Origin of the sequence: Neptuniibacter sp. QD72_48 (genome assembly GCF_047778065.1) — a bacterium.
Classification (GTDB): Bacteria; Pseudomonadota; Gammaproteobacteria; order Pseudomonadales; family Balneatricaceae; genus Neptuniibacter.
The window spans coordinates 173,188-193,952 of sequence record NZ_CP180547.1 but is presented as its reverse complement, the minus strand read 5'-3'; the positions used below and the strand labels follow the sequence as shown (position 1 = coordinate 193,952).

Here is a 20,765-nt window from a genome sequence, read left to right as displayed (position 1 = left end):
TTTTACTCCTGCGCCATCACGGTCACATCACTGCCCGATTCAACCCCGTGCTGACCTTCGACAATCACCATCATATCCAATGGCAGATCAACAACGGTAGCCTGACCTTCAACCGCTTTAGGCAGTGCAATAAATTCTGCCTTGGAATCATTCAGGCCCATAACGCCCAACTGACCATCACGGGACACAATGTACTGAACCGGCAAGCGCCCTTGGGGCTCCTGCCATACCAATCGACCGCTGCTACCTGATATGGCTTTATCGGCACTAAATTGCAGACGAACTTCTTGAGTACGGGCACGATTTTCAACAAAAGGTACAATCACCCGTAGTTCAAGCGGAAAACGTTGCTGTTGAATCTGATATTCGATCTTTGTGGAATTAGGCAGAGAAGCAAGCTGCTTACTACTTAGCAACGCTGATACTTCCTGACGATCTTCAGCCAGAATTTTGAATAGAGGGGTGCCCGATGCAACAAGGCTGCCTTCACCGACTAAACGTTCCGTAACAACTCCGGTAAAGGGTGCTACTGGGGTGCAACGAGCTACCGCTAGCTCTGCTTCATCTAAACGAGCTTGAGAGCCGGAAGCTTGCGCTATTAAGCTATCCAACTCAGCGCGACGCTGATCACGCAGTTCTTTTGAGGCATTACGCTGTTTTAACAATCGCTCAGCTCGGCTTAATTGCTGACGAGCCAAACGGGTTTGCGCTTGTAGCGCGTTTAGCTCACTTTTGACTTGGACTAAGCGCAGGTCAAAATCACGACATTCGAGCTTTAGCAGTGGCGCGCCTTTATCGAGCTGATCGCCTACATTAACAAGCACTTCTTCAACGGGTGCATTTAAACGGCTACTGATAATTACATGATGATCGTTGATCACCTGCGCTGGTGCGCTTTGACTGGATGGAGCTAACAGCTCAGACAGAGGTTTAACTACCACACTTTCAGCGGCCTGTAGCTGTGTACCTAAAACCAAAAGAGTAAGAGTGAAGAGCTGTCGCATAACTGAGTCCTAACTAAATCCCTGTGAACCATTTATTTACAAATGATTCTCAATCTTTTTTCGTGCTACAAAATGATGCATGACCTTGACTCTAATAGCCATACTAAAGTTCACAATGTGTCTAAATTGCGCGCAATAAAAAGCCCCGCATTTGCGAGGCTTCATAATCAGGCTATCACTTCCGTTAAAGACGGACTTCAATACCCTTGTCTCGCATATATTCCTTCGCTTGCGGAACCGTGTACTCATTAAAGTGGAAGATAGAAGCCGCAAGCACAGCGTCTGCCTTGCCTTCGATACAGCCTTCCACTAAGTGATCCAGATTACCTACACCACCAGAAGCGATGACAGGTACGTTGACCGCATCACTAATAGCACGCGTAACTTCTAGGTCGTAACCGTTTTTAACGCCATCTTGGTCCATCGATGTCAGAAGAATTTCACCTGCACCTAACTCAACCATCTTTTGCGCCCACTCAACCGCATCGATACCGGTTGGTTTACGGCCACCGTGAGTAAAGATCTCCCAACGGTTCTCTTCACCCTCTTTGGATACTTTCTTGGCATCAATGGCTACAACGATACATTGTGAACCAAAGCGCTCTGCTGCTTCTTTAACAAACTCAGGGTTAAATACCGCAGCAGAATTAATAGATACTTTATCTGCACCCGCATTCAACATGGTACGGATATCCTCGCAAGTACGAATACCACCACCTACTGTCAGTGGGATAAATACCTGTGAAGCCATACGTTCAACCGTATGCACCATCGTGTCACGGCCTTCATGGGTTGCAGTAATATCTAGAAATGTAATTTCGTCTGCACCCTGTTCATCGTAGCGCTTTGCTACTTCTACAGGATCACCTGCGTCGCGAATATCGACAAACTTAACGCCTTTCACCACGCGACCGTTTTCTACATCGAGGCAAGGAATAATTCGTTTTGCCAAAGCCATGAGTAGCTACCTCTAAAATTTGATCTAATGGATTAAGGTTTAATCGTATTTTCAGTCATTGGTGCAGGTGCTGGCTTACCATCCCAATTAAGGAAGTTCTTAAGCAACTGCAGGCCCGCCTTAGAACTTTTCTCAGGGTGGAACTGCACAGCGAACACATTGTCACGTGCAAGCGCGACATCAAACTGCTGACCGTAACGACAAACACCAGAAACCAGATCACGTTCTTCAGCTGTTACAAAGTAGCTGTGAACAAAGTAGAAACGACTACCGTCTTCGATCTCATTCCATAGAGGGTGATCGTCCATCTGAGCGACTTCGTTCCACCCCATATGTGGAACTTTCAGGCGCTCGCCCTCTTCTGCTAGGTCATCGCCAAAGTAGTTCACACTACCCTTAAAGTGAGACAAGCAATCTACGCCTTCGTTCTCTTCAGAACGCTCCAGCAAAGCTTGCATACCTACGCAGATACCTAGGAATGGTTTACCCGAATTGATTGCATCTGTGACCTCTTTATCCACACCGGCACGTAGCATCTCTGCCATGCAATCACGCATTGCACCAACACCCGGTAGGATAACGCGGTCGGCACTGGCAACAAGTGCAGGATCAGAAGTCACACGGACTTCAACACCTGGCTGTACAAACTCCAGTGCTTTGGCAACAGAGTGCAAGTTGCCCATGCCATAATCGATTACAGCTACACTCGACATAACTTACAAACACCCTTTTGTAGAAGGCATAACATCCGCAGCACGCGCATCAATCTCTAGTGAATAACGCAGTGCACGACCAAACGCTTTGAAGATGGTTTCCGCTTGATGGTGAGCATTGAAGCCCTTGATGTTATCTATATGCAAAGTAACACCGGCGTGATTTACGAAGCCTTGGAAAAATTCCCAAAACAGCTGCGTATCAAAACGGCCGATATTGCCGCGGGTAAAATCACACTTAAAATCGAGCCCTGGGCGACCTGAGAAATCGATAACAACACGGGACAAAGCTTCATCCAGCGGGCAGTAAGCATGGCCGTAGCGCATGATCCCTTTACGATCACCTACCGCTTCTTTAAATGCTTGCCCTAGCGTGATGCCGATATCTTCAACCGTGTGGTGGTCATCGATATGTGTATCGCCTTTAGCATGAATATCTAGATCAATAAGACCATGGCGGGAGATCTGCTCCATCATGTGCTCTAAGAACGGCACACCTGTATCGGCCTTAAACTGGCCTGTTCCATCAATATTTACCGACACAGTGATCTGTGTCTCCAATGTATCTCGACTTACCTTGGCTGTACGGTCCGCCATGGTGATCTCCCACTATATTTGATCTGAGCCGCGATTATACAACCATCCCCCCATCCATGCACTTTCCAAAGCGGTTAATTACACGCAAATACAGAGACCTTGGGCTATCTTGTAGGTATCGCCTTTTATTAAGGACGGAATCAGCTGATGAATGATCCCGATCTACATCAACTCCTGCGCGGCAATCATCGTGCATTGCTATTAGTGATCGACGCCCTGCCTTTCCCGATCTATTACAAAGATCATGAAGGTAAGTACCTCGGCTGTAACAAGGCCTATGCTGACTATGTTCAAGTTTCCAGAGAGGATTTGATTGGTCGAAATGTTTTTGAAGTCTTTGATCAAACACCCGCTTCTATTTTTGCAGCAGCTGATATGGATCTTTTAAACAATCCGGGCATCCAAATTTACGAAACACCCGTTCATAGTGAGGGCAAAGACCTCAACTACGTTAAGTTCCATAAAGCCACGTTTCATGACAGTGATGGTTCCGTTGCGGGATTGATTGGCGCCATTATAGATATCACCGATCAAAAAACCTTAGAGAAAAAATTTAAGCGTTTAGCCACATATGACGATCTCACGGGTATTTATAACCGTCGTGAAGGTCGTAAACAGCTAAAACTGCTGTGCAAAGAAGCGATTCGAAAAGAGCGCCCCATCTCCGTAATCCTGTTAGATATTGATGATTTTAAGGACATTAATGACACATACGGCCATGATACCGGCGATATTGCACTCAAACAGGCAGCACAGTGTCTAGACCGATATTCCAGAGCACATGATTTTGTTTGTCGTTATGGCGGAGAAGAATTCATGATCATCCTTCCCGAAACGAATACAGATTCAGCTTTAAAAATTGGAGAACGTTATCTAGAAGCACTGCGCAGTATGGAAGTACAGATAACAAGTAGTGAGGTAATACATCTGACAGCCAGTATCGGTGTAGGGGAATTGGATAAAGAGTTTACCGATAGAGAATTGATGCTCAAACAAGCAGATTTAGCTCTCTATCGCGCCAAAGCCAGCGGCAAAAACCAAGTCTGTAGCTGAATTATTCATCCCTCCTTCAGCCTCCGCCATTGAAACTTCATTATTTCCGTTTATCCTCATCCCATCAGAACCCTTGCCAAGGAGAGAACAATGAAAGGTCTGCTGAAATTACTCGCTGGTCTATCCGCACTGATTATTGTGGTGATCGTCGCTGGCGGTGCCATTCTGGGTGCATTCTTTGATCCCAACGAATACAAACCCGAAATAGAGCAAGCAGCACTTGATAATGCTGGTATCGAACTAAAAATTAACGGTGATATCGGCTGGTCAGTTTTCCCTTGGTTAGGGCTTGAAGTAAATAAGATTGATGCCAAATTCCCTGGCAAACAGGATTTAGCCCAGCTAAACCAAGCTCAAATCTCTGTACGCCTACCCGCACTATTGTCTGGCAATGTTGAGATGCAAAGCGTGGTGGTAGATGGTTTAGAGCTAAACCTTGTCCAAGAAAAAGATGGCAGCAACAACTGGGCGATCGCAGCGGCACCTGCTGATGCGAAAAAAGATGCGACAACAGATGCAGCGCCAAAAGAAGAGTCGGCAAAAAGCACATCTGCGCCTATCGCGATCAACATCGACAGTATCCAGATCAGCAACGGTAACATCATCTATCAAGATAAAGCCGCTGATATGATCGCTAAACTTACTGAATTCAACATGTCTTCAGGTCAGGTAGTGACTAACGCGTTCTTCCCTGCAGAGCTAAGCTTTAACGCGTCACAAACCGTTAAGGGTGAAGAGCAGATTAAAGCCACAGCGAAACTAGCTGCTGAGTTTTATCTAGATCTGGAACAACAACAGTACAAGCTTAAAGACCTAACCAGTGAGCTAAACCTGAGTGGTAAACCACTAGGCGATAAATCACTGGCGCTGAAGACTGCTGCCGATATTGAAGCAGACCTGCCGAAACAACAGCTAAGCCTTAACAACTTAAAACTATCGATTGCCAATCTAAATGCAGAGGGTGCGCTGGCCGTTAATAACTTCGCAGCACCAGCGATCAGCGGCAAGCTAAACGTTGCAGCCTTTGACCTAAATAAACTGCTAAGTGCTGTGGGTCAGGCTGAAGTTAAAACTAACGATCCGAACGTTCTAAAAGCGATCAGCTTATCTACAGAACTGGAAGGTCCGGCCAATACAATCACCGCGACAGCGCTAACCGTTAAGCTGGATGATACGACCTTCAACGGATCTGCAGCATTTAACCTAGCAAACAGCAACATCACGCTTAACCTGCAAGGCGACAAGATCAATGCTGATCGCTACATGCCACCTGCAACGCAAGGTGAAAAAGCAGCAGACTCTTCCAACACAGCAACTGCTAGCACTGCGAAAAAAGGCCAGAGTGGTCCTTATTCGAAAGATCCAATTCTGCCAGTTGAAACACTACGTGGTTTAGAGCTAGACACAACGTTAGGCCTTAAATCACTGCATGTTTCCAATATGGATATCAGCAATGTGGCACTACAAGTAAGCGCTCACGGTGGTTTAATCAAGGCAACTAAGATTGATGCTGATCTATACAAAGGCAGTGTGCGTAACAACGTTACTGTTGATGTGCGTAAGAACACACCGGTTATTACCTCCAAGAAAACCATCACCGGTCTTCAGGTAGGTGACCTGCTAAAAGATATGGCTAACGCTGATCAGCTAACCGGTAAGCTAAACTCAACCTCCAATCTGACACTGCGCGGTAACTCTGTTCACGATTTTGTAAACAGCGTTACAGGTACTGCAAAAGTGAACATGAAAGATGGTGAACTAAAAGGCTTAGACATGGCACAAACGGTTTGCCAGGGCCTAAACAATGTTAGCGCGCTAGGCGGTGATGCTGAGCAAGTAGATCGTTCTACGCCATTTACCAGCATGGGCGCTTCTACCCGTATTAAAAATGGCGTGGTTACAAACAAAGATCTTAAAGCCGCACTGGATGCAATGACCCTAAGTGGCAAAGGCACCGTAAACCTACCAAAACAAATGTTGAACTACCGTCTTGGCTTTATGGTTGAGAAGAATCTGTTTAAAGAAACCTGCTCTTTCCCCAATAAACTGGAAGGCGTCGAGGTACCAATCGACTGTAAAGGAAGCTTTAACACAGAACCAACCAAGCTATGTAAGCCTGATTTCAGCTTTATCACTGACGCTCTCAAACAGGACGTTAAGAAAAAAGTTGAAGAGAAAAAAGAGAAACTAAAAGCCAAAGCTGAAGAGAAACTTAAAGATAAGCTAGGCGACAAACTGAAAGGTTTATTTTAACCCCTAATGACACCTGATTTATTCGCTAATGCCGTGCTGGAATGGTTTGACCAGCACGGTCGTCACGACCTACCTTGGCAAGAGAAAAAGACCGCTTATAACACTTGGATCTCTGAGATCATGCTGCAGCAGACTCAGGTCACCACGGTTATTCCTTACTATCAACGCTTTATCGAACGCTTCCCAACTGTAGAAGAGCTAGCTGCTTCAGAGCAGGATGAAGTTCTCCATCTATGGACAGGTTTAGGTTATTACGCCCGAGCCCGTAATCTGCATAAAACCGCGCAGATAGTTAGCAGGGAACATCAAGGTCAGTTTCCTGAAACAGTTGAAGGTTTGGAAGAGCTACCCGGCATTGGTCGCTCCACTGCAGGTGCCGTCTTATCGATCAGCACCGGTAAGTGGGCTCCGATTCTAGATGGCAATGTAAAACGAGTATTAGCACGTTTTTATGCGCTAGAGGGTTGGCCAGGCACAACCGCTAATCAAAAGCTGCTGTGGCAATATGCCGAACAGAATACACCGCAAGAACGTACGGGTGATTACACGCAAGCGATGATGGATCTGGGCGCCACCCTTTGCACTCGCAGTAAACCATCCTGCTTACTCTGCCCTCTGCAGCATGGTTGCCAAGCATTCGAATTAGGTAAAACCGATAAACTTCCAGCACCTAAGCCGAAAAAGACGATTCCGGTAAAACAAACCTACATGCTGATCTTACAGCAGGATAATCAATCTGAGGTTTTACTCTATCAACGCCCACCGAGTGGTTTATGGGGTGGATTGTGGAGCCTACCTCAAGTTGCAGACCTACGTGACACCTTCAACGAAACCGGTTTGGAGCTAGATGAAGAAAGCATTCAGCTCATGGAGCCTCTGCGTCACACCTTTAGTCATTTCCATCTAGATATCACCCCAGTGAAGGCGCGAGTGAATACCCCTACAGACTGTGTCATGGAAGGGAAGCCTCTGCTCTGGTATAACATAGAGCAACCAGAAAATGTTGGTTTAGCAGCACCGGTTAAGAAACTCTTGCAACAACTAACCAACGCGTAAATTGATTGGAGCAAAACATGAGTCGCACCGTCCTATGCCGTAAATATAAAGAGGAACTTGAAGGATTGGATCGTCCTCCTTATCCAGGCGCTAAAGGCCAGGAAATTTACGACACAATATCCAAAAAGGCTTGGAAAGAGTGGACTGATCATCAAACAATGATCATCAACGAAAAGCACCTGAGTATGATGGACCCATCCACCCGTGAATTCCTGCAAACAGAGATGCAAAAGTTCATGGATGGAGAAGACTACGAGAAGGCTGAAGGCTACGTTCCACCTTCAAAATAGTTTTTTTGTAACAAGTGGTTGACAGTTTTCCGTGAAGACGGTTTAATACGCGCCACTTGAGTTGCCCAGATAGCTCAGTCGGTAGAGCAGGGGATTGAAAATCCCCGTGTCCGTGGTTCGATTCCGCGTCTGGGCACCACTTCCTTAAGAGGCTTGTTAATTCAAATTACAGGCTTTTTTTGTCTCTGGAAGAACTCAGATATGCCCAGATAGCTCAGTCGGTAGAGCAGGGGATTGAAAATCCCCGTGTCCGTGGTTCGATTCCGCGTCTGGGCACCACTTCTTCTCTTCTAGATTCTCTCTTTAGTTAAATACCCTAGCAAGATTTTATTTCGCAGGCGTCATCGAACCTGGTTAGATTATTCGCTTCGCTCACCCTTCGGGCTATCGTCGTTGCACTCCGATGTGTGAATGCCTAGGGCATTGATCCGCGTCTGGGCACCACTTTTTCTCTTCTAGATTCTCTCTTTAGTTAAATACCCTAGCAAGATTTTATTTCGCAGGCGTCATCGAACCTGGTTAGATTATTCGCTTCGCTCACCCTTCGGGCTATCGTCGTTGCACTCCGATGTGTGAATGCCTAGGGCATTGATCCGCGCCTGGGCACCACTTCTTCTCTTCTAGATTCTCTCTTTAGTTAAATACCCTAGCAAGATTATATTTCGCAGGCGTCACCGAACCTGGTTAGATTATTCGCTTCGCTCACCCTTCAGGCTATCGTCGTTGCACTCCGATTTACCAATACCTTCTGCATTGATCTGCCTACAAGCTAGATATGCATAAAACCACATTACCTTTGATAGTTTTCAGGTCTTCCATCTGTTATTAACAATCGTCGATGAATTTAATAGGTGGCTTGTTGCCTCTATCCACTTCAATATTGAATATATCAGGACGGTTATAGTGGCCTGATACATCCAGTGCTTTACGCGAACGTCGCGCATCTTCTAAATCAATATCTGCAAACAAAATCTCTTTTTCTTGATGCAGTGGACCTGCATGCACACCACCGAAAGGTTTGATAACAACCGCATCGCCAGGGTTTATCCATTCATCTTGATCAAAGAGGGAATCACGTTCAGGAAAATCCTCTGGAATATCGGATCCGGTCATAGCCGTCGCTGTACTTAGAACCCAGCACCCACCTTCTCGAGCAATATGATGCATGGAGGAGATCCAAATCTCTCCACTGTCCCAAGTAGGCGCAATATATATATCGATATTCTGAGAAAACAGAGCATAGCGCGCCAGTGGCATATAGTTTTCCCAACAAATTAAAGTCCCCAACCTACCGTATGGAGTCTCTACAACCTTAAGCCCAGAAGCATCTCCCATACCCCAAACCATTCTTTCAGGATTTGTGGGCATCATTTTTCGGTGATGATTGAGTATTTGTCCATCAGTCCCGATTACAACTAGCGTGTTATAAAGTGTGGTACCACTATAGGTTGTATCTCTTTCATTCATGCCCATCACAACGACCATATTATGCTGGCGCGCTGATTCACAGAGAGGATCTAAATCACCAGCCTGGATATCAACCGAGTTTTCTCTCAATTTCGCATGAATAGTGTTACCCAAAGCCATGTCTTTGCCCGGGCTCAGTCGCCATATCCAAGTTGGATAACCAGGTAAGTATGCTTCAGGGAAAACAATAATATTCGCACCACTATTCGCCGCTTCCTCTATCGTTTCCAAAGCCCTTGCTAGTGACGCTTCAAGATTCAACAAAACAGGTGGCTTTTGGGATATCGCTACTTTGATACTCATATTTTTCTCCACACAAGGTGACTAGGATAAGCGTAGCCCAACTGAATCAGTTTCCCATTCTTTATATTTATGACACTGACTACACCCATTCTAAAATCCATACAAACATAGGCAGTTCGCCCAATTTCGTTTTATTTATGAGAAAAAACTAAAAACATGCACATCACTTGTGCAGCGCAATATCAGAAAGTCCTTTTGATCTAAGACAGGACAGCCATCTTTTGCGCACTGCAAAAACATGACATGGCGCAATTACTCAATAAACGAAAGATTTTATAATTGCCCGATTTCATTGCTCCCCTAGGAAACAAACCGACCAATCGGACTGGCGCATAAACAAGAGGCTGTACATGAATTGTACCGGTATCGAAAAGAAGTATCCTGAAGGCGTACGCCTGATATCCACCACTAACTTGCAGGGTGTTATCACTTACGCTAACCCAGCTTTTTGCGAAGTTGCGGGTTATCACGTTGATGAGTTAATCGGTAAAAATCACAGTATTGTGAGACACCCAGATATGCCGCCGGCAGCCTTTGGCGACTTATGGGTACACGCCAAAGATGATCGCCCTTGGATGGGTTTAGTAAAGAACCGTTGTAGAAATGGTGACCATTACTGGGTACAGGCTTATGTTACGCCGCTGTTTGATAAACACGGAAGTAAAATCGGTTACCAATCCGTAAGGACCCGACCAACTGATGCCCAAATCCAACGTGCCGAAGCCGTTTACACTAAACTGCGCACCAAAAAAGTCAGTATAAAACCATACAGTCTATCTAGCCGACTAATGATCACAGGCCTGATGGCTTTCCTTTGTGCTCTAGTCTCTGTATTTCTTCCACTGTCTGATTATATGCAAGCAGGGATCATCGCTGCGATTGCGCTAGCGTTTATCTCATATCAGGCAATTATTCTAAAACCACTAAAGCATCTGAAAGATAATGCTGTAGACGTCTATGACAATGCGCTCGCTCAATATGTGATGTCAGGCCATATGAATGAGGTGGGATGTGCAGATATGGCTAATTTGATGCTTCAGGCCCGTCTCAGAACCGTAATTGGTCGAGTTCAAGACAGCATCACCACTTTAACCCAATTCATGGATCAAACCCTATCCTCCATCGATCAAACCTCAAATGGTATAGAAAAACAAAATCTTGAAGCCGATATGCTGGCCAGTGCCGCCACAGAGATGTCAGCGACAGCTCATGAAATAGCGCAAAACACTTCGCAAACATCCCATGCCACAAGCCAAACGGCTGACCTAGCGGATGGCGGTAAAGGTATTGTTGAGGAGATGATTGGCGGCATCAAAGACCTAGTTGGGGAAGTTCGCCTCGCAGGAGAATCTTCCGGAGAGCTTAAAACCAAAGCTCAAGCCGTTGAACAAGTAGTCGACATCATTACAGAAATTGCAGAGCAGACAAACTTACTCGCCTTAAATGCAGCAATCGAGGCGGCTCGTGCAGGCGATCAAGGTCGAGGCTTCTCCGTAGTTGCCGATGAAGTACGTACTTTGGCGCAACGGACACAAGAATCCACGACCGAAATCAGATCGACTATCGAAGCGATCCAAAATCAGGTATCTGAAACTGTTCATGTTATGGAACGCTGTGGTAGCCATGCAGAAGCCAATATCCAACGTGCAGAAGGGGTTGGGCAATCATTTGATGAAGTTAATGCGGCCATGCTCAATATCACGGATCTAAGTACCCAAGTAGCCGCAGCGTCTGAGGAACAAAGCTCGGTTTCAGATGAAGTGAGTAGAAATATTGAAAGCATCAGAGATGTAACCTCTGAAAACCATGCCATCGCCAAACGTATGAAAGACTCATCCGTTGAACTGACAAACCTTGTGACGGATCTAAAATCGATGCTTCAGGCTATTTGATATGGATACACAATTGCTGCTTCTACTCACCACCGCATTTTTGCTGTTGGTTGGCGGAATAACGTTCTACCTTTTTAAGGTAAAAGACGATAGTAAAGCTCGTGATATTAACTATCAGAAAGCCCTCCATTCTTTGGATTCCATTATATCCATTGGTGATAGACGCAGCGATTTAGCCTATTTGCAGAAGTGCCTTTCCGAATTTAGTTTGATGTTCAACGCACGTCAGGTTTGGCTTAATTACTCTCATTGCCCAGATATTTTCCTCGACGAAGATTGCAAAGCACTGGAACTAGAGCATCCAGAAATACTGTCTTATGTATTAAAAAACAAACGTGATTTTTTGAAGCTTTACCCAAAGACAAGCAACAAACATCTACTCAGTCTGCCAATTATTTATAATGATGATATCCCTGTTATTTTCTCTCTGGAGCTAAAAGAACGACCGTCCAGAGAGCAAATTGTTCTTGCACGCTCTTTGGCTCTAGCAATCTGGCAAGGCATGAGGAAGAAACATCGTAATAAGCGTATTCATGAACATGAAGTATTCTTAAGAGCGGCTACGGAAAAAGGCAATGTAGGCCTGTTTGATTGGGATCTACGAAGTAACTCAGTTAAGTTTTCCGATGTATGGCTAGCGCAACTAGGTTATATGCCCGGCGAATTTGAGCATAATATTTCTGAGTGGCGCTCCAATATCCACCCTGCCGATCTTCAAGGTGCTGAAGACTATATTCAAAATTGCTTAGCCAAGAAATATCAAAATTTATCTTTAGATTACCGTCTTACTCATAAAAACGGTCATATTCTATGGATGAGAGCACAAGCTTCTGTTTTTTATACTGACCTTAATGAAGCTTATCGTATTGTCGGCGCACATATTGATATCAGTGCCGAGAAAAAAGCTGAAGAGATCTTAATCACCGAGCGAGATCAAGCCCATCGTCTAGCAACCCGTAATGATACAATCCTTGAAAGTATCAGTGACGGCATTGTTGAACTAGATGCTGAAGGCAAGCAGATCTTTGTCAACAAGGCTGCAACGGCAATCTTAGGCTATAGCACGGATAAACTAATCGGACATTCCATCCAGGATACTTGGTATCGCACGAACCCAGTAAGGGAAAGCCTGATTAAAAGCAATTCCAGTATAGAGAGTACGTTATCAACCGGAGCGTCCTTATCTTCCGATGATTGGTTTATCAAAGACAATGGTGATTGTATTCCGGTGCATCGAAAAGCTGCTCCAATCATCACTAACGGTGAAATCACTGGCGCAGTGATCTCATTTTTTGATATCAGTAAGCAGATCGCTGATCACCGTTCTATCAAGCTTTCCGCAGCTGTTTATCAGAACACTGCTGAAGGGATCATGATCACAGATGCTGACAACAAAATTGTTTCCGTAAACCCTGCGTTTGAACGCATTACTGGTTATTCCAGTCAAGAAGTAGTGGGCTCAGGTCCAGAGTTACTCGCATCGGAATTAACGCCTCGTAAAACTTATACCGATATGTGGAAGGGCATTTCCGAACGTGGCAGCTGGAAAGGTGAGATAGTAAATAAACGTAAGGACGGTACTCACTTTACCGAACTACTTTCAATCACCACACTTGAGGATGATTTTGGCCACCAATATTATGTTGGAGTGCTAAATGACATCAGCCAAGTTAAGCAGGCACAAGAACAGCTAACCCAGCTCGCTAATCATGATCGCTTAACCGGTATTCCTAACAAGTTTTTCTTTGAGAGTCTGATAGATCACTTATTACCTAAAGATATGCGCCGTAAACGCAAATCAGCTCTGCTCTATTTGGATTTAGATCGTTTTAAAAATATCAACGACAGTATGGGCCATGAATACGGCGACCAACTAATTATCGATTGTGCAAAGCGCCTCTCAAGCCAGATTCGTGACATGGATTATTGTGCCCGAATTGGCGGGGATGAATTTGCTGTATTTGTCGATGATTACGACAACGAAGACGAAATCTATACCTTGGCAGAGCGCTTAATTAAAACAATTTCAGCACCCTATAACCTAGAGGGCTGCACATCCTACATTGGTTTGAGTGTTGGTATAGCATTCTCGCCTAAGGATGGTAGGAATTTAGACGAACTTAAACGGGCCGCTGATGCAGCTCTCTATCAGGCAAAAGCAGACGGCCGCGGAGTTTATAGAACCTACTCTTCCGAAATGTCTGATATGGCTAAAGAAAGACAAGAACTTGAAATTCTTCTGCGACAAGCAATGCAAGAGCAAGCGCTGAAACTGCACTATCAGCCTCAGGTAGATATCACCACGGGGAAAACCATCGGTTATGAAGCCCTTGCAAGATGGGAACACAAAGAAAAAGGTTATATTTCACCTGCTCAATTTATTCCTTTGGCTGAAGAAACGGGTTTGATTTCGGACTTAGGTAAATGGGCCCTAAATCAGTCTGCGAAGCAACTTAGAAACTGGCTAGATACTGGTGTGGAAACGAACTATATCGCGGTGAACATATCAGCCCTTCAACTTGCGCGTACTGATCTTGTATCAGACGTAAAAGCGGCGATTGCCCAATATGAAATCCCAGCAACAATGCTCGAACTAGAGATAACAGAAAGTTTCTTGGTCCATGATCCTCAGAAAGCAGCTGTAGTATTAAGCGAGCTCAAAGAATTAGGCGTGCGGGTCTCTATCGATGACTTTGGAACAGGCTTCTCGTCTTTAGGTTATATAAAAGATTTACCATGCGATTGCATTAAAATTGATCAAAGCTTTATTCGTTCCATTACAGAAAACGAAAGTGATAAATCATTGGTCAAAGCGATTATTGCCATGTCTCAAGGCCTTGGTTTAGGGGTAATTGCTGAGGGTGTAGAACACGTAGAGCAGGTTGAGATGCTCAAAGATCTAGGCTGCCAAGTTGTCCAAGGCTGGTATTACAGCAAACCTCATCCTCCTGAGTATTTTTTACCTAAAAATAAAAAACACCCGAAACTGTTTGCTGCTTAATTTCTCCTATAGGGCTTTCTGGATCATCTTTAAGCCCTCCTTTCTTAAAACCATCGCCTCACCCTCATTGATCTAAATCAAAGATCTACTCTCACAACAGCCAGAATAATTGTAACAACCAGACTCAAAGAGTAATTTTTTGTTATTGCTTCGGATCAGATCCAAGCATGCATATCACAAGATCATATGTGACAGTGTCATAAAAATAAAAATTAGACATACACTAGGATTAGCTAAATATGTTAGAAGGCTTAAACAATTTTCCGCTAGAGGGGCTTATAGCTTTGGGTACTTTTTTCCTTGTAGGTACATTGTGGCTAGCAATGGTTGTTTTTAATAGAAAAAATAAATGGCAACAAATATTCTGTCCTGAAGACCGAAGCACATGCTTTTGCCGTAGTTGCCGAGCAGAAAGAGGAAGTATTGAGTAATCCTGTGACCACCCACATCAAGCAAAGAGGGGAGCGAGAAGCAATCTCGCCCATTCTTAGTCTGATGCCACGACAAAATAATCCATGCCCCTCGTTATACTCAAAGAACCGTTAATGCAGTAGGCAATTTCAAACCCCACCATTTAATGATATAGATAGAGTCCCAATACAATAACAATATAAGTTTTAGGGATTATCTTCGTGTTACGGCAGACATCACTTTTCACCTTTCTTTTCTCATTAATCTTACTGACATCCAGTTTTTTTGTTCAGGCAAATGAGATACCTCTGACACAGGAAGAGAAAACTTGGCTGCTCAACCATCAGAAAATTCGAGTCCATAACGAAGTCAGTTGGGGACCTTTTAATTACCACGAATTCGGTCGTTCTAAAGGCTATTCTGTTGAATTCATGAACCTTCTGGCAGAAAAGCTCGGTATAGAAGTTGATTACGTAACAGGCCCTACTTGGGGTGAATTTCTAACTATGCTGGATCATAAAGAGCTTGATGTGATGCTCAATATCATCAAGACAGATGATCGCAGCAAATACATTCTCTTTACCGACCCTTATGTAAATAACCCATCAGGGATTGTTGTCCGAGACGATAATCGTACAGTACGGGATCTGAGAGATTTGAATGGCCGTGTTCTTGCTATTCCTAAAGGCTTCTTCTACCAAGAAATTATCGAAAAGCATTTTCCAGGTATTCAGCTATTACTACTTAAAGATCAAGTAGATAGCCTTAAAGCAGTGGCCTTTGGCCGGGCCGATGCCACCATGGGTGGGATTGCAGTCCAAAACCACCTAATCCGAAAACATCTGATGAGTAACCTCAAAATCGTTGGCGGTATTGATGATCCCCGCTTTGCCAATCTTTTACGTATAGGGGTACGAGATGATTGGCCTATCTTTCGCTCTATTATGCAAAAAGCGATTGAATCAGTTACCAAAGAGGAAAGAGATCGGCTAAGCCGCCGCTGGCTAGAAGGCGGGTTACAAAGAACCCAGACTCTTCATCTAGATAAAGAAGAACAAGAATTCCTCGCGGCTAACCCTGTCCTAAGGGTACATAACGAAATGGCCTGGCCTCCCTTCAATTACAACGAACAAGGCAAACCGAAAGGCTTTTCTATTGATGTCATGAACCTCATTGCCAAGAAAACCGGTTTTAGGATCCAGTATGTCAGTGGACCAAACTGGAATGATTTCTTGGCGATGACCAAGGAGCGTGAATTAGACATGATGCTCAATATCGTCAATACCGCTGAGCGTCGTAAATATATCCGCTTTACCCGCCCTTATGCAGTCAATCCGAATGTTATTGTTAGTAAGAAAAGCGCTAAATTCGAATCTATTGAAAGTCTATTCGGCAAAACAGTGGCTATACCAAAAGGCTTTTTCTACGAAGAGATCCTGACCAACGAATACCCACAAATTAAACAACATCTTGTAACCGATGCACTTGAAAGCCTTAAGGCAATCTCTATTGGTAAGGCCGACGCAGCATTGGGAGAAGCAGCTGTATTTAACCACCTTATCGCTAAAAATTTGATGAATGACCTCACCGTATCGGGTGAGGTAGATGTAGGCAAACCTGATCTAGCCAATCTACGCATTGGTGTTCGTTCAGATTGGCCTATCCTGCAACGAATTATGGATCGTGCCATTGAATCCCTTACCAGAGATGAAGTCGCTGCTATTTCTCAGCGCTGGATGGGCAATGAGAACTATGTCGCTAGACCTGGTAGTGGTCTTAGCCTAACGGCCGTAGAAAAGGCCTATTTAGAAAAGCAGCCTGGCATAACATTTTGTGCCAACCCAGATTGGATGCCTTTAGAACAGATCGGATCAGGAGGGCGTCATGAAGGCATGGTTGCCGACTACCTGAATTTAATGGCCGATCGGATTGGTATAGGCATGACAATGCTACCAACAGAAAGTAGCCAACAGTCCCTAGAATACGCCCAGAATAGACGCTGTGACATCATGTCCGCGGCCTTCGAAACTGCTGAAGCTAAACGACAATTAAACTTCACTAAGCCCTACCTGCGCTTACCTTTAGTCATCGCGATTCAGGAAGACTCTCTATTTGTTGATGGCCTCAAATCACTCAAAGATAAAACCATCGGGGTACCTAAAGGCTACGGTTTACTTAGCAAACTCCAGCAAGATTACCCTAAGATAAATGTAATTGAAGTAGATAGCGTCGCTGACGGTCTACGCATTGTCGAGGAAGGTAGAATTTTCGGTTTAATCGGGGCGATAGCTCCCGTGGGCCATGCGATTCGTAAACACCGTTTCCTAAATTTAAAAATAGGAGGCCGTTTAGATGAGGACTGGAAACTGGCAGTCGCCATCCGTAACGATAGCCCTGAGCTTCTTTCCATGTTCAACAAGGCCACCGAATACATAACAGAAGAGGAGCACTCCAAAGTATTCCAACGCTGGGTATCGGTTAAATTTGAACACGATGCTAATTATGAACTGATCTGGAAACTCGTATTTGCCGCGTTGTTCATTATCACGATAATCACGCTATGGAATTGGAAACTATCTCGACTGAATAAACAGCTGAAGTCAGAAATAAACCTACGTGAAGCTGCTGAACTGCAATTGAATCAACTTAATGAAAAGCTCAATAGCAAGAATACAGAGTTATCCATCCTATCTACAACCGATGCTCTAACTGGGTTAAACAACCGTCTACACATTGAGCTGTTACTGGAAGAGGAGATCTACCGTCTCCAACGTTTCAAACGCCCACTTTCAATTCTGCTATTGGATGTCGATCTATTTAAAAAGATAAACGACCAATACGGCCACCTCTGTGGCGATTCTGTGCTGAAAAGATTTGCACAAATACTACGAGAGAACACCCGTAAAACAGACAAAATAGGTCGTTGGGGCGGTGAAGAATTTATGATTCTTTTACCTGAAACAAACGCACAAATGGCTTACCGCTTAGCAGAAAAACTTCGCACTGCCATCGCAGCAGAAATGTTTGAAGAGGTCGATCAAGTGACAGCTAGCTTCGGCTTGGCTGAAGCAGCCATTGATCACTCACCCAGGGAATTAATTCAATTAGCTGATGCAGCACTGTACGAGGCAAAAGAAATGGGACGCAACCGAGTAGTTAACGGTAGTAGCGTCGAAAATGTCTGAATAATCAACAGTCTATTTGCAAGCTTAGAAACAACGCTAAGTGCTATAGGCAGCAAACATACAATCATCTGTTGTTTACTGCCTATATACCCCTTGAGCCCTAGTACAATTTTATCTAGTATGATTATTCAAATATGACGATTTTGTTACAAATTATCTAATATTTGATACTCAAAAAGGGAAAGGTAGCTCTATTGCTCAAAAGTCAGAATAGTCCATTTTTGATACTGATATGCTGCTTGTTGCTATCAACAGAAGTGCTTTCCCCCTTTTGTATATGCCAATCACCTAAACTATCCAATAACACATACTCCGAACCACCTCACTGTAAGCTTAATATTCATAATAACCACCGCTCCAATGTAGCGTTCGAAAACCATTTTGATAACTTACAACTCGATGATATCCCCAATTCAGCATTGCTGTACCAACCCATAGCCATCGTCACCCAGCACTTTGCTCAAAGTTACAGTTACACAAAAATCGTCCGAATAGACCGCCCTCCCCAAAAGCAATCCTCAGCTCATTCCAACATCGGATAGAGCCTTTTCGATAAGCCCTTGGACTGAATAGTTGCCTTTTTAATGGTAACCCTATGCACACATATCTCAATGCACAGCAGTCCCTCTGCCTGCTAGTCGTTAAATCACGACCAGCAAATACACCCTTTAAGATGTAAGGTGTTGATATGACTATAAAAATAAAACTGTTATTAATTTCGCTGTTCTTTGTTGTTGGTATGCTGCTAATCATGGGTAGCAACCATTACTCTCTGAATAACATTAGCCAACTGAAAGCTTCGATTCTAGAACTCAGCTATGTACAACAGGATTTACTGAATTTAAGACGTAACGAAAAGGATTTCTTCGAGCGTAAAGATCTTAAATATGTACAAAGATTTGATACTGGCGTTACCGCATTGGAACAACGATCACATGCATTAGAAGAGTTAAAACAAGCGTTAGGACTCAGTGCTAAACATGACAAATTTCAACAATTACTCACAACCTACGACAATCAGTTTAAGAGTTTTGTTAATACTCAAAAGGCACTTGGATTAAGCAAAAACGAAGGTGCATTAGGCAAACTTCGAAGCTCCGCGCACAAAGTCTCTGCTGCGCTACAGGATCAACCAGTATTCCAAAATACGCTTCTGTCTTTACGCCGCCACGAAAAAGATTTTATGCTGCGTAAAGAAGCAAAGTATGTCAGCAGTTTTAACGACACATACAGCTCTCTGACAATTCAACTAGAACAAAACAGTCATTTATTTGGTGCGCAATTCACGCAACTGAAGTCGGACTTAGCCCTATACTCAGCAACCTTTAACCAATACGTCCAGCTAACTGAAAAACTAGGCACCTCTCACCAGAAAGGCATTCGAAAGGATCTGCGAAACACCGCACATGAACTCGAAAAAGAACTTTCAGACTTAGCCACTATCCAAATACCGGAAGTGAAACAACATATTCAAAGCCAGCAGAACATCATGCTGGTCATGGCTCTGTTGATTATCATCATCGGTTTTACCTTCACAAGTATGACTGCTTTCAGTATCCAAAAGCGCATAGCGCTAGTCGCATCAGCCATGAAAAAGTTAGGTCAAGGGGATGCTAATCTGAAGCAGAAAATCACCGTAGATGGTAATGATGAGATAAGTGACGTAGCGACAAACTGTAACCAGTTCATTGAGAAAACCCGATGTGTTGTATCCCAGCTTTTACTCAATGTTGAACAACTGAAACACGTTGAATCCCAACTTAGCTCAGTAGTCACTCAGGTAGATACGGATAGCCGTAGTCAGCACATCAGCACTGAAGATATGGCAACAGTCGTTTGCCAAACCCAACAATCAGTATCAGAAGTAGCGCAAAGTGCTGCGACAACGGCTCATGCCACCTCTGAAGCACAGGAACAAGCCAATTCGGGTCTGGTTACCACCAGCCAATGCGAGCAGAGCTTTAAAGCATTTGCTAAAGATGTAGAAAACTCTGCAACGACGATTAATAGGTTGAGTGAACAAACCAGTGACATATCAAAAGTACTGGTAGTGATTAGCGATATTGCCGATCAAACGAACTTACTGGCACTGAATGCCGCTATTGAAGCCGCCCGAGCAGGTGAGACTGGCCGCGGATTTTCTGTAGTTGCAGATGAAGTAAGGGATCTCGCTAAACGCACCCAAAACTCTACCCAAGAGATACAGAGCATTATTCTTAAACTACAAGATAGTGTTTCTGAAGCAGTAAAAACGATGGCTAGTAGCCAAACAAACGCCATTAAAGGCGTCGAGCAGATTACAGAGCTCAATCACAAGCTAGTAGAGATTGATCATGCAGTAGCCAGCATTGCCACTATGAGCGAACAAATGTCATGCGCTACGCAGGAACAACAAACCTCCGCAGAAAGACTGGGGAGCAATATAGAACAAGTCAGCCATGCAGCAACAAGGACAGTAGATGGAATGCAAATTCTTAACCGCAGCCAAGATGAATTATCTGGATTAGTACAAGAGATACAACGAACCTGCGGAGCTTTCCGCTGCTAAGTTATATCTGAAGAGATAGGGCGAACAGCTAATG

Annotated in this window: 13 protein-coding genes and 2 tRNA genes; 10 read left to right on the top strand and 5 right to left on the bottom strand. The window is 44.2% G+C overall.

The window, feature by feature from the left end; translation table 11 throughout:
* Positions 1–2: 2 nt before the first annotated feature.
* The 4 genes from ACMXYX_RS00820 to hisB form a co-directional block, all read right to left on the bottom strand.
* Positions 3–1,004 carry an efflux RND transporter periplasmic adaptor subunit gene (locus ACMXYX_RS00820; protein WP_415883106.1) on the bottom strand — a complete coding sequence of 334 codons (1,002 nt, stop codon included), beginning with the start codon at positions 1,002–1,004 and terminating at the stop codon, positions 3–5.
* A 184-nt stretch (positions 1,005–1,188) separates the two neighbouring features.
* Positions 1,189–1,962 (bottom strand): imidazole glycerol phosphate synthase subunit HisF, encoded by a 774-nt coding sequence (gene hisF / locus ACMXYX_RS00815; RefSeq protein WP_415889890.1) that lies wholly within the window; start codon positions 1,960–1,962, stop codon positions 1,189–1,191.
* Between the two features lie 32 nt (positions 1,963–1,994).
* A complete protein-coding gene (gene hisH, locus ACMXYX_RS00810; RefSeq protein WP_415883104.1) occupies positions 1,995–2,675 on the bottom strand; it encodes an imidazole glycerol phosphate synthase subunit HisH in 681 nt (226 codons plus the stop codon).
* 3 nt (positions 2,676–2,678) lie between these two features.
* Positions 2,679–3,272 carry an imidazoleglycerol-phosphate dehydratase HisB gene (gene hisB, locus ACMXYX_RS00805; protein ID WP_415883103.1) on the bottom strand — a complete coding sequence of 198 codons (594 nt, stop codon included), beginning with the start codon at positions 3,270–3,272 and terminating at the stop codon, positions 2,679–2,681.
* Between the two features lie 147 nt (positions 3,273–3,419).
* On the opposite strand from hisB, the gene ACMXYX_RS00800 reads away from it, so the two are divergent.
* From ACMXYX_RS00800 to ACMXYX_RS00775, 6 genes are all read left to right on the top strand, one after another.
* Entirely contained in the window at positions 3,420–4,325 is a 906-nt protein-coding gene (locus tag ACMXYX_RS00800; protein ID WP_415906378.1) for a diguanylate cyclase, read from the top strand.
* 90 nt (positions 4,326–4,415) lie between these two features.
* Positions 4,416–6,578 carry an AsmA family protein gene (locus ACMXYX_RS00795; RefSeq protein WP_415906377.1) on the top strand — a complete coding sequence of 721 codons (2,163 nt, stop codon included), beginning with the start codon at positions 4,416–4,418 and terminating at the stop codon, positions 6,576–6,578.
* 6 nt (positions 6,579–6,584) lie between these two features.
* Positions 6,585–7,634: an A/G-specific adenine glycosylase gene (gene mutY, locus ACMXYX_RS00790; RefSeq protein WP_415906376.1), complete on the top strand. Its 1,050-nt coding sequence runs from the start codon at positions 6,585–6,587 to the stop codon at positions 7,632–7,634.
* Between the two features lie 17 nt (positions 7,635–7,651).
* Positions 7,652–7,924 carry an oxidative damage protection protein gene (locus tag ACMXYX_RS00785; RefSeq protein ID WP_415883099.1) on the top strand — a complete coding sequence of 91 codons (273 nt, stop codon included), beginning with the start codon at positions 7,652–7,654 and terminating at the stop codon, positions 7,922–7,924.
* A gap of 63 nt (positions 7,925–7,987) precedes the next feature.
* A tRNA-Phe gene (locus tag ACMXYX_RS00780) sits at positions 7,988–8,063 on the top strand.
* 64 nt (positions 8,064–8,127) lie between these two features.
* A tRNA-Phe gene (locus ACMXYX_RS00775) sits at positions 8,128–8,203 on the top strand.
* A 546-nt stretch (positions 8,204–8,749) separates the two neighbouring features.
* Here ACMXYX_RS00775 and ACMXYX_RS00770 read toward each other — a convergent pair.
* Positions 8,750–9,694, bottom strand: a complete 945-nt coding sequence (locus tag ACMXYX_RS00770; RefSeq protein ID WP_415906375.1) for a carbon-nitrogen hydrolase family protein — start codon at positions 9,692–9,694, stop codon at positions 8,750–8,752.
* A 350-nt stretch (positions 9,695–10,044) separates the two neighbouring features.
* Between ACMXYX_RS00770 and ACMXYX_RS00765 the strand changes: the two genes are divergently transcribed.
* The 4 genes from ACMXYX_RS00765 (at position 10,045) to ACMXYX_RS00750 (ending at position 20,731) form a co-directional block, all read left to right on the top strand.
* On the top strand, positions 10,045–11,586 hold the full coding sequence (locus ACMXYX_RS00765) for a methyl-accepting chemotaxis protein (RefSeq protein WP_415897320.1): 1,542 nt from the start codon (positions 10,045–10,047) through the stop codon (positions 11,584–11,586).
* Position 11,587: 1 nt separating this feature from the next.
* On the top strand, positions 11,588–14,587 hold the full coding sequence (locus tag ACMXYX_RS00760; protein WP_415897319.1) for an EAL domain-containing protein: 3,000 nt from the start codon (positions 11,588–11,590) through the stop codon (positions 14,585–14,587).
* A gap of 632 nt (positions 14,588–15,219) precedes the next feature.
* On the top strand, positions 15,220–18,183 hold the full coding sequence (locus ACMXYX_RS00755; RefSeq protein WP_415897318.1) for a transporter substrate-binding domain-containing protein: 2,964 nt from the start codon (positions 15,220–15,222) through the stop codon (positions 18,181–18,183).
* Between the two features lie 688 nt (positions 18,184–18,871).
* Positions 18,872–20,731, top strand: a complete 1,860-nt coding sequence (locus tag ACMXYX_RS00750; protein WP_415883094.1) for a methyl-accepting chemotaxis protein — start codon at positions 18,872–18,874, stop codon at positions 20,729–20,731.
* Positions 20,732–20,765: the final 34 nt, after the last annotated feature.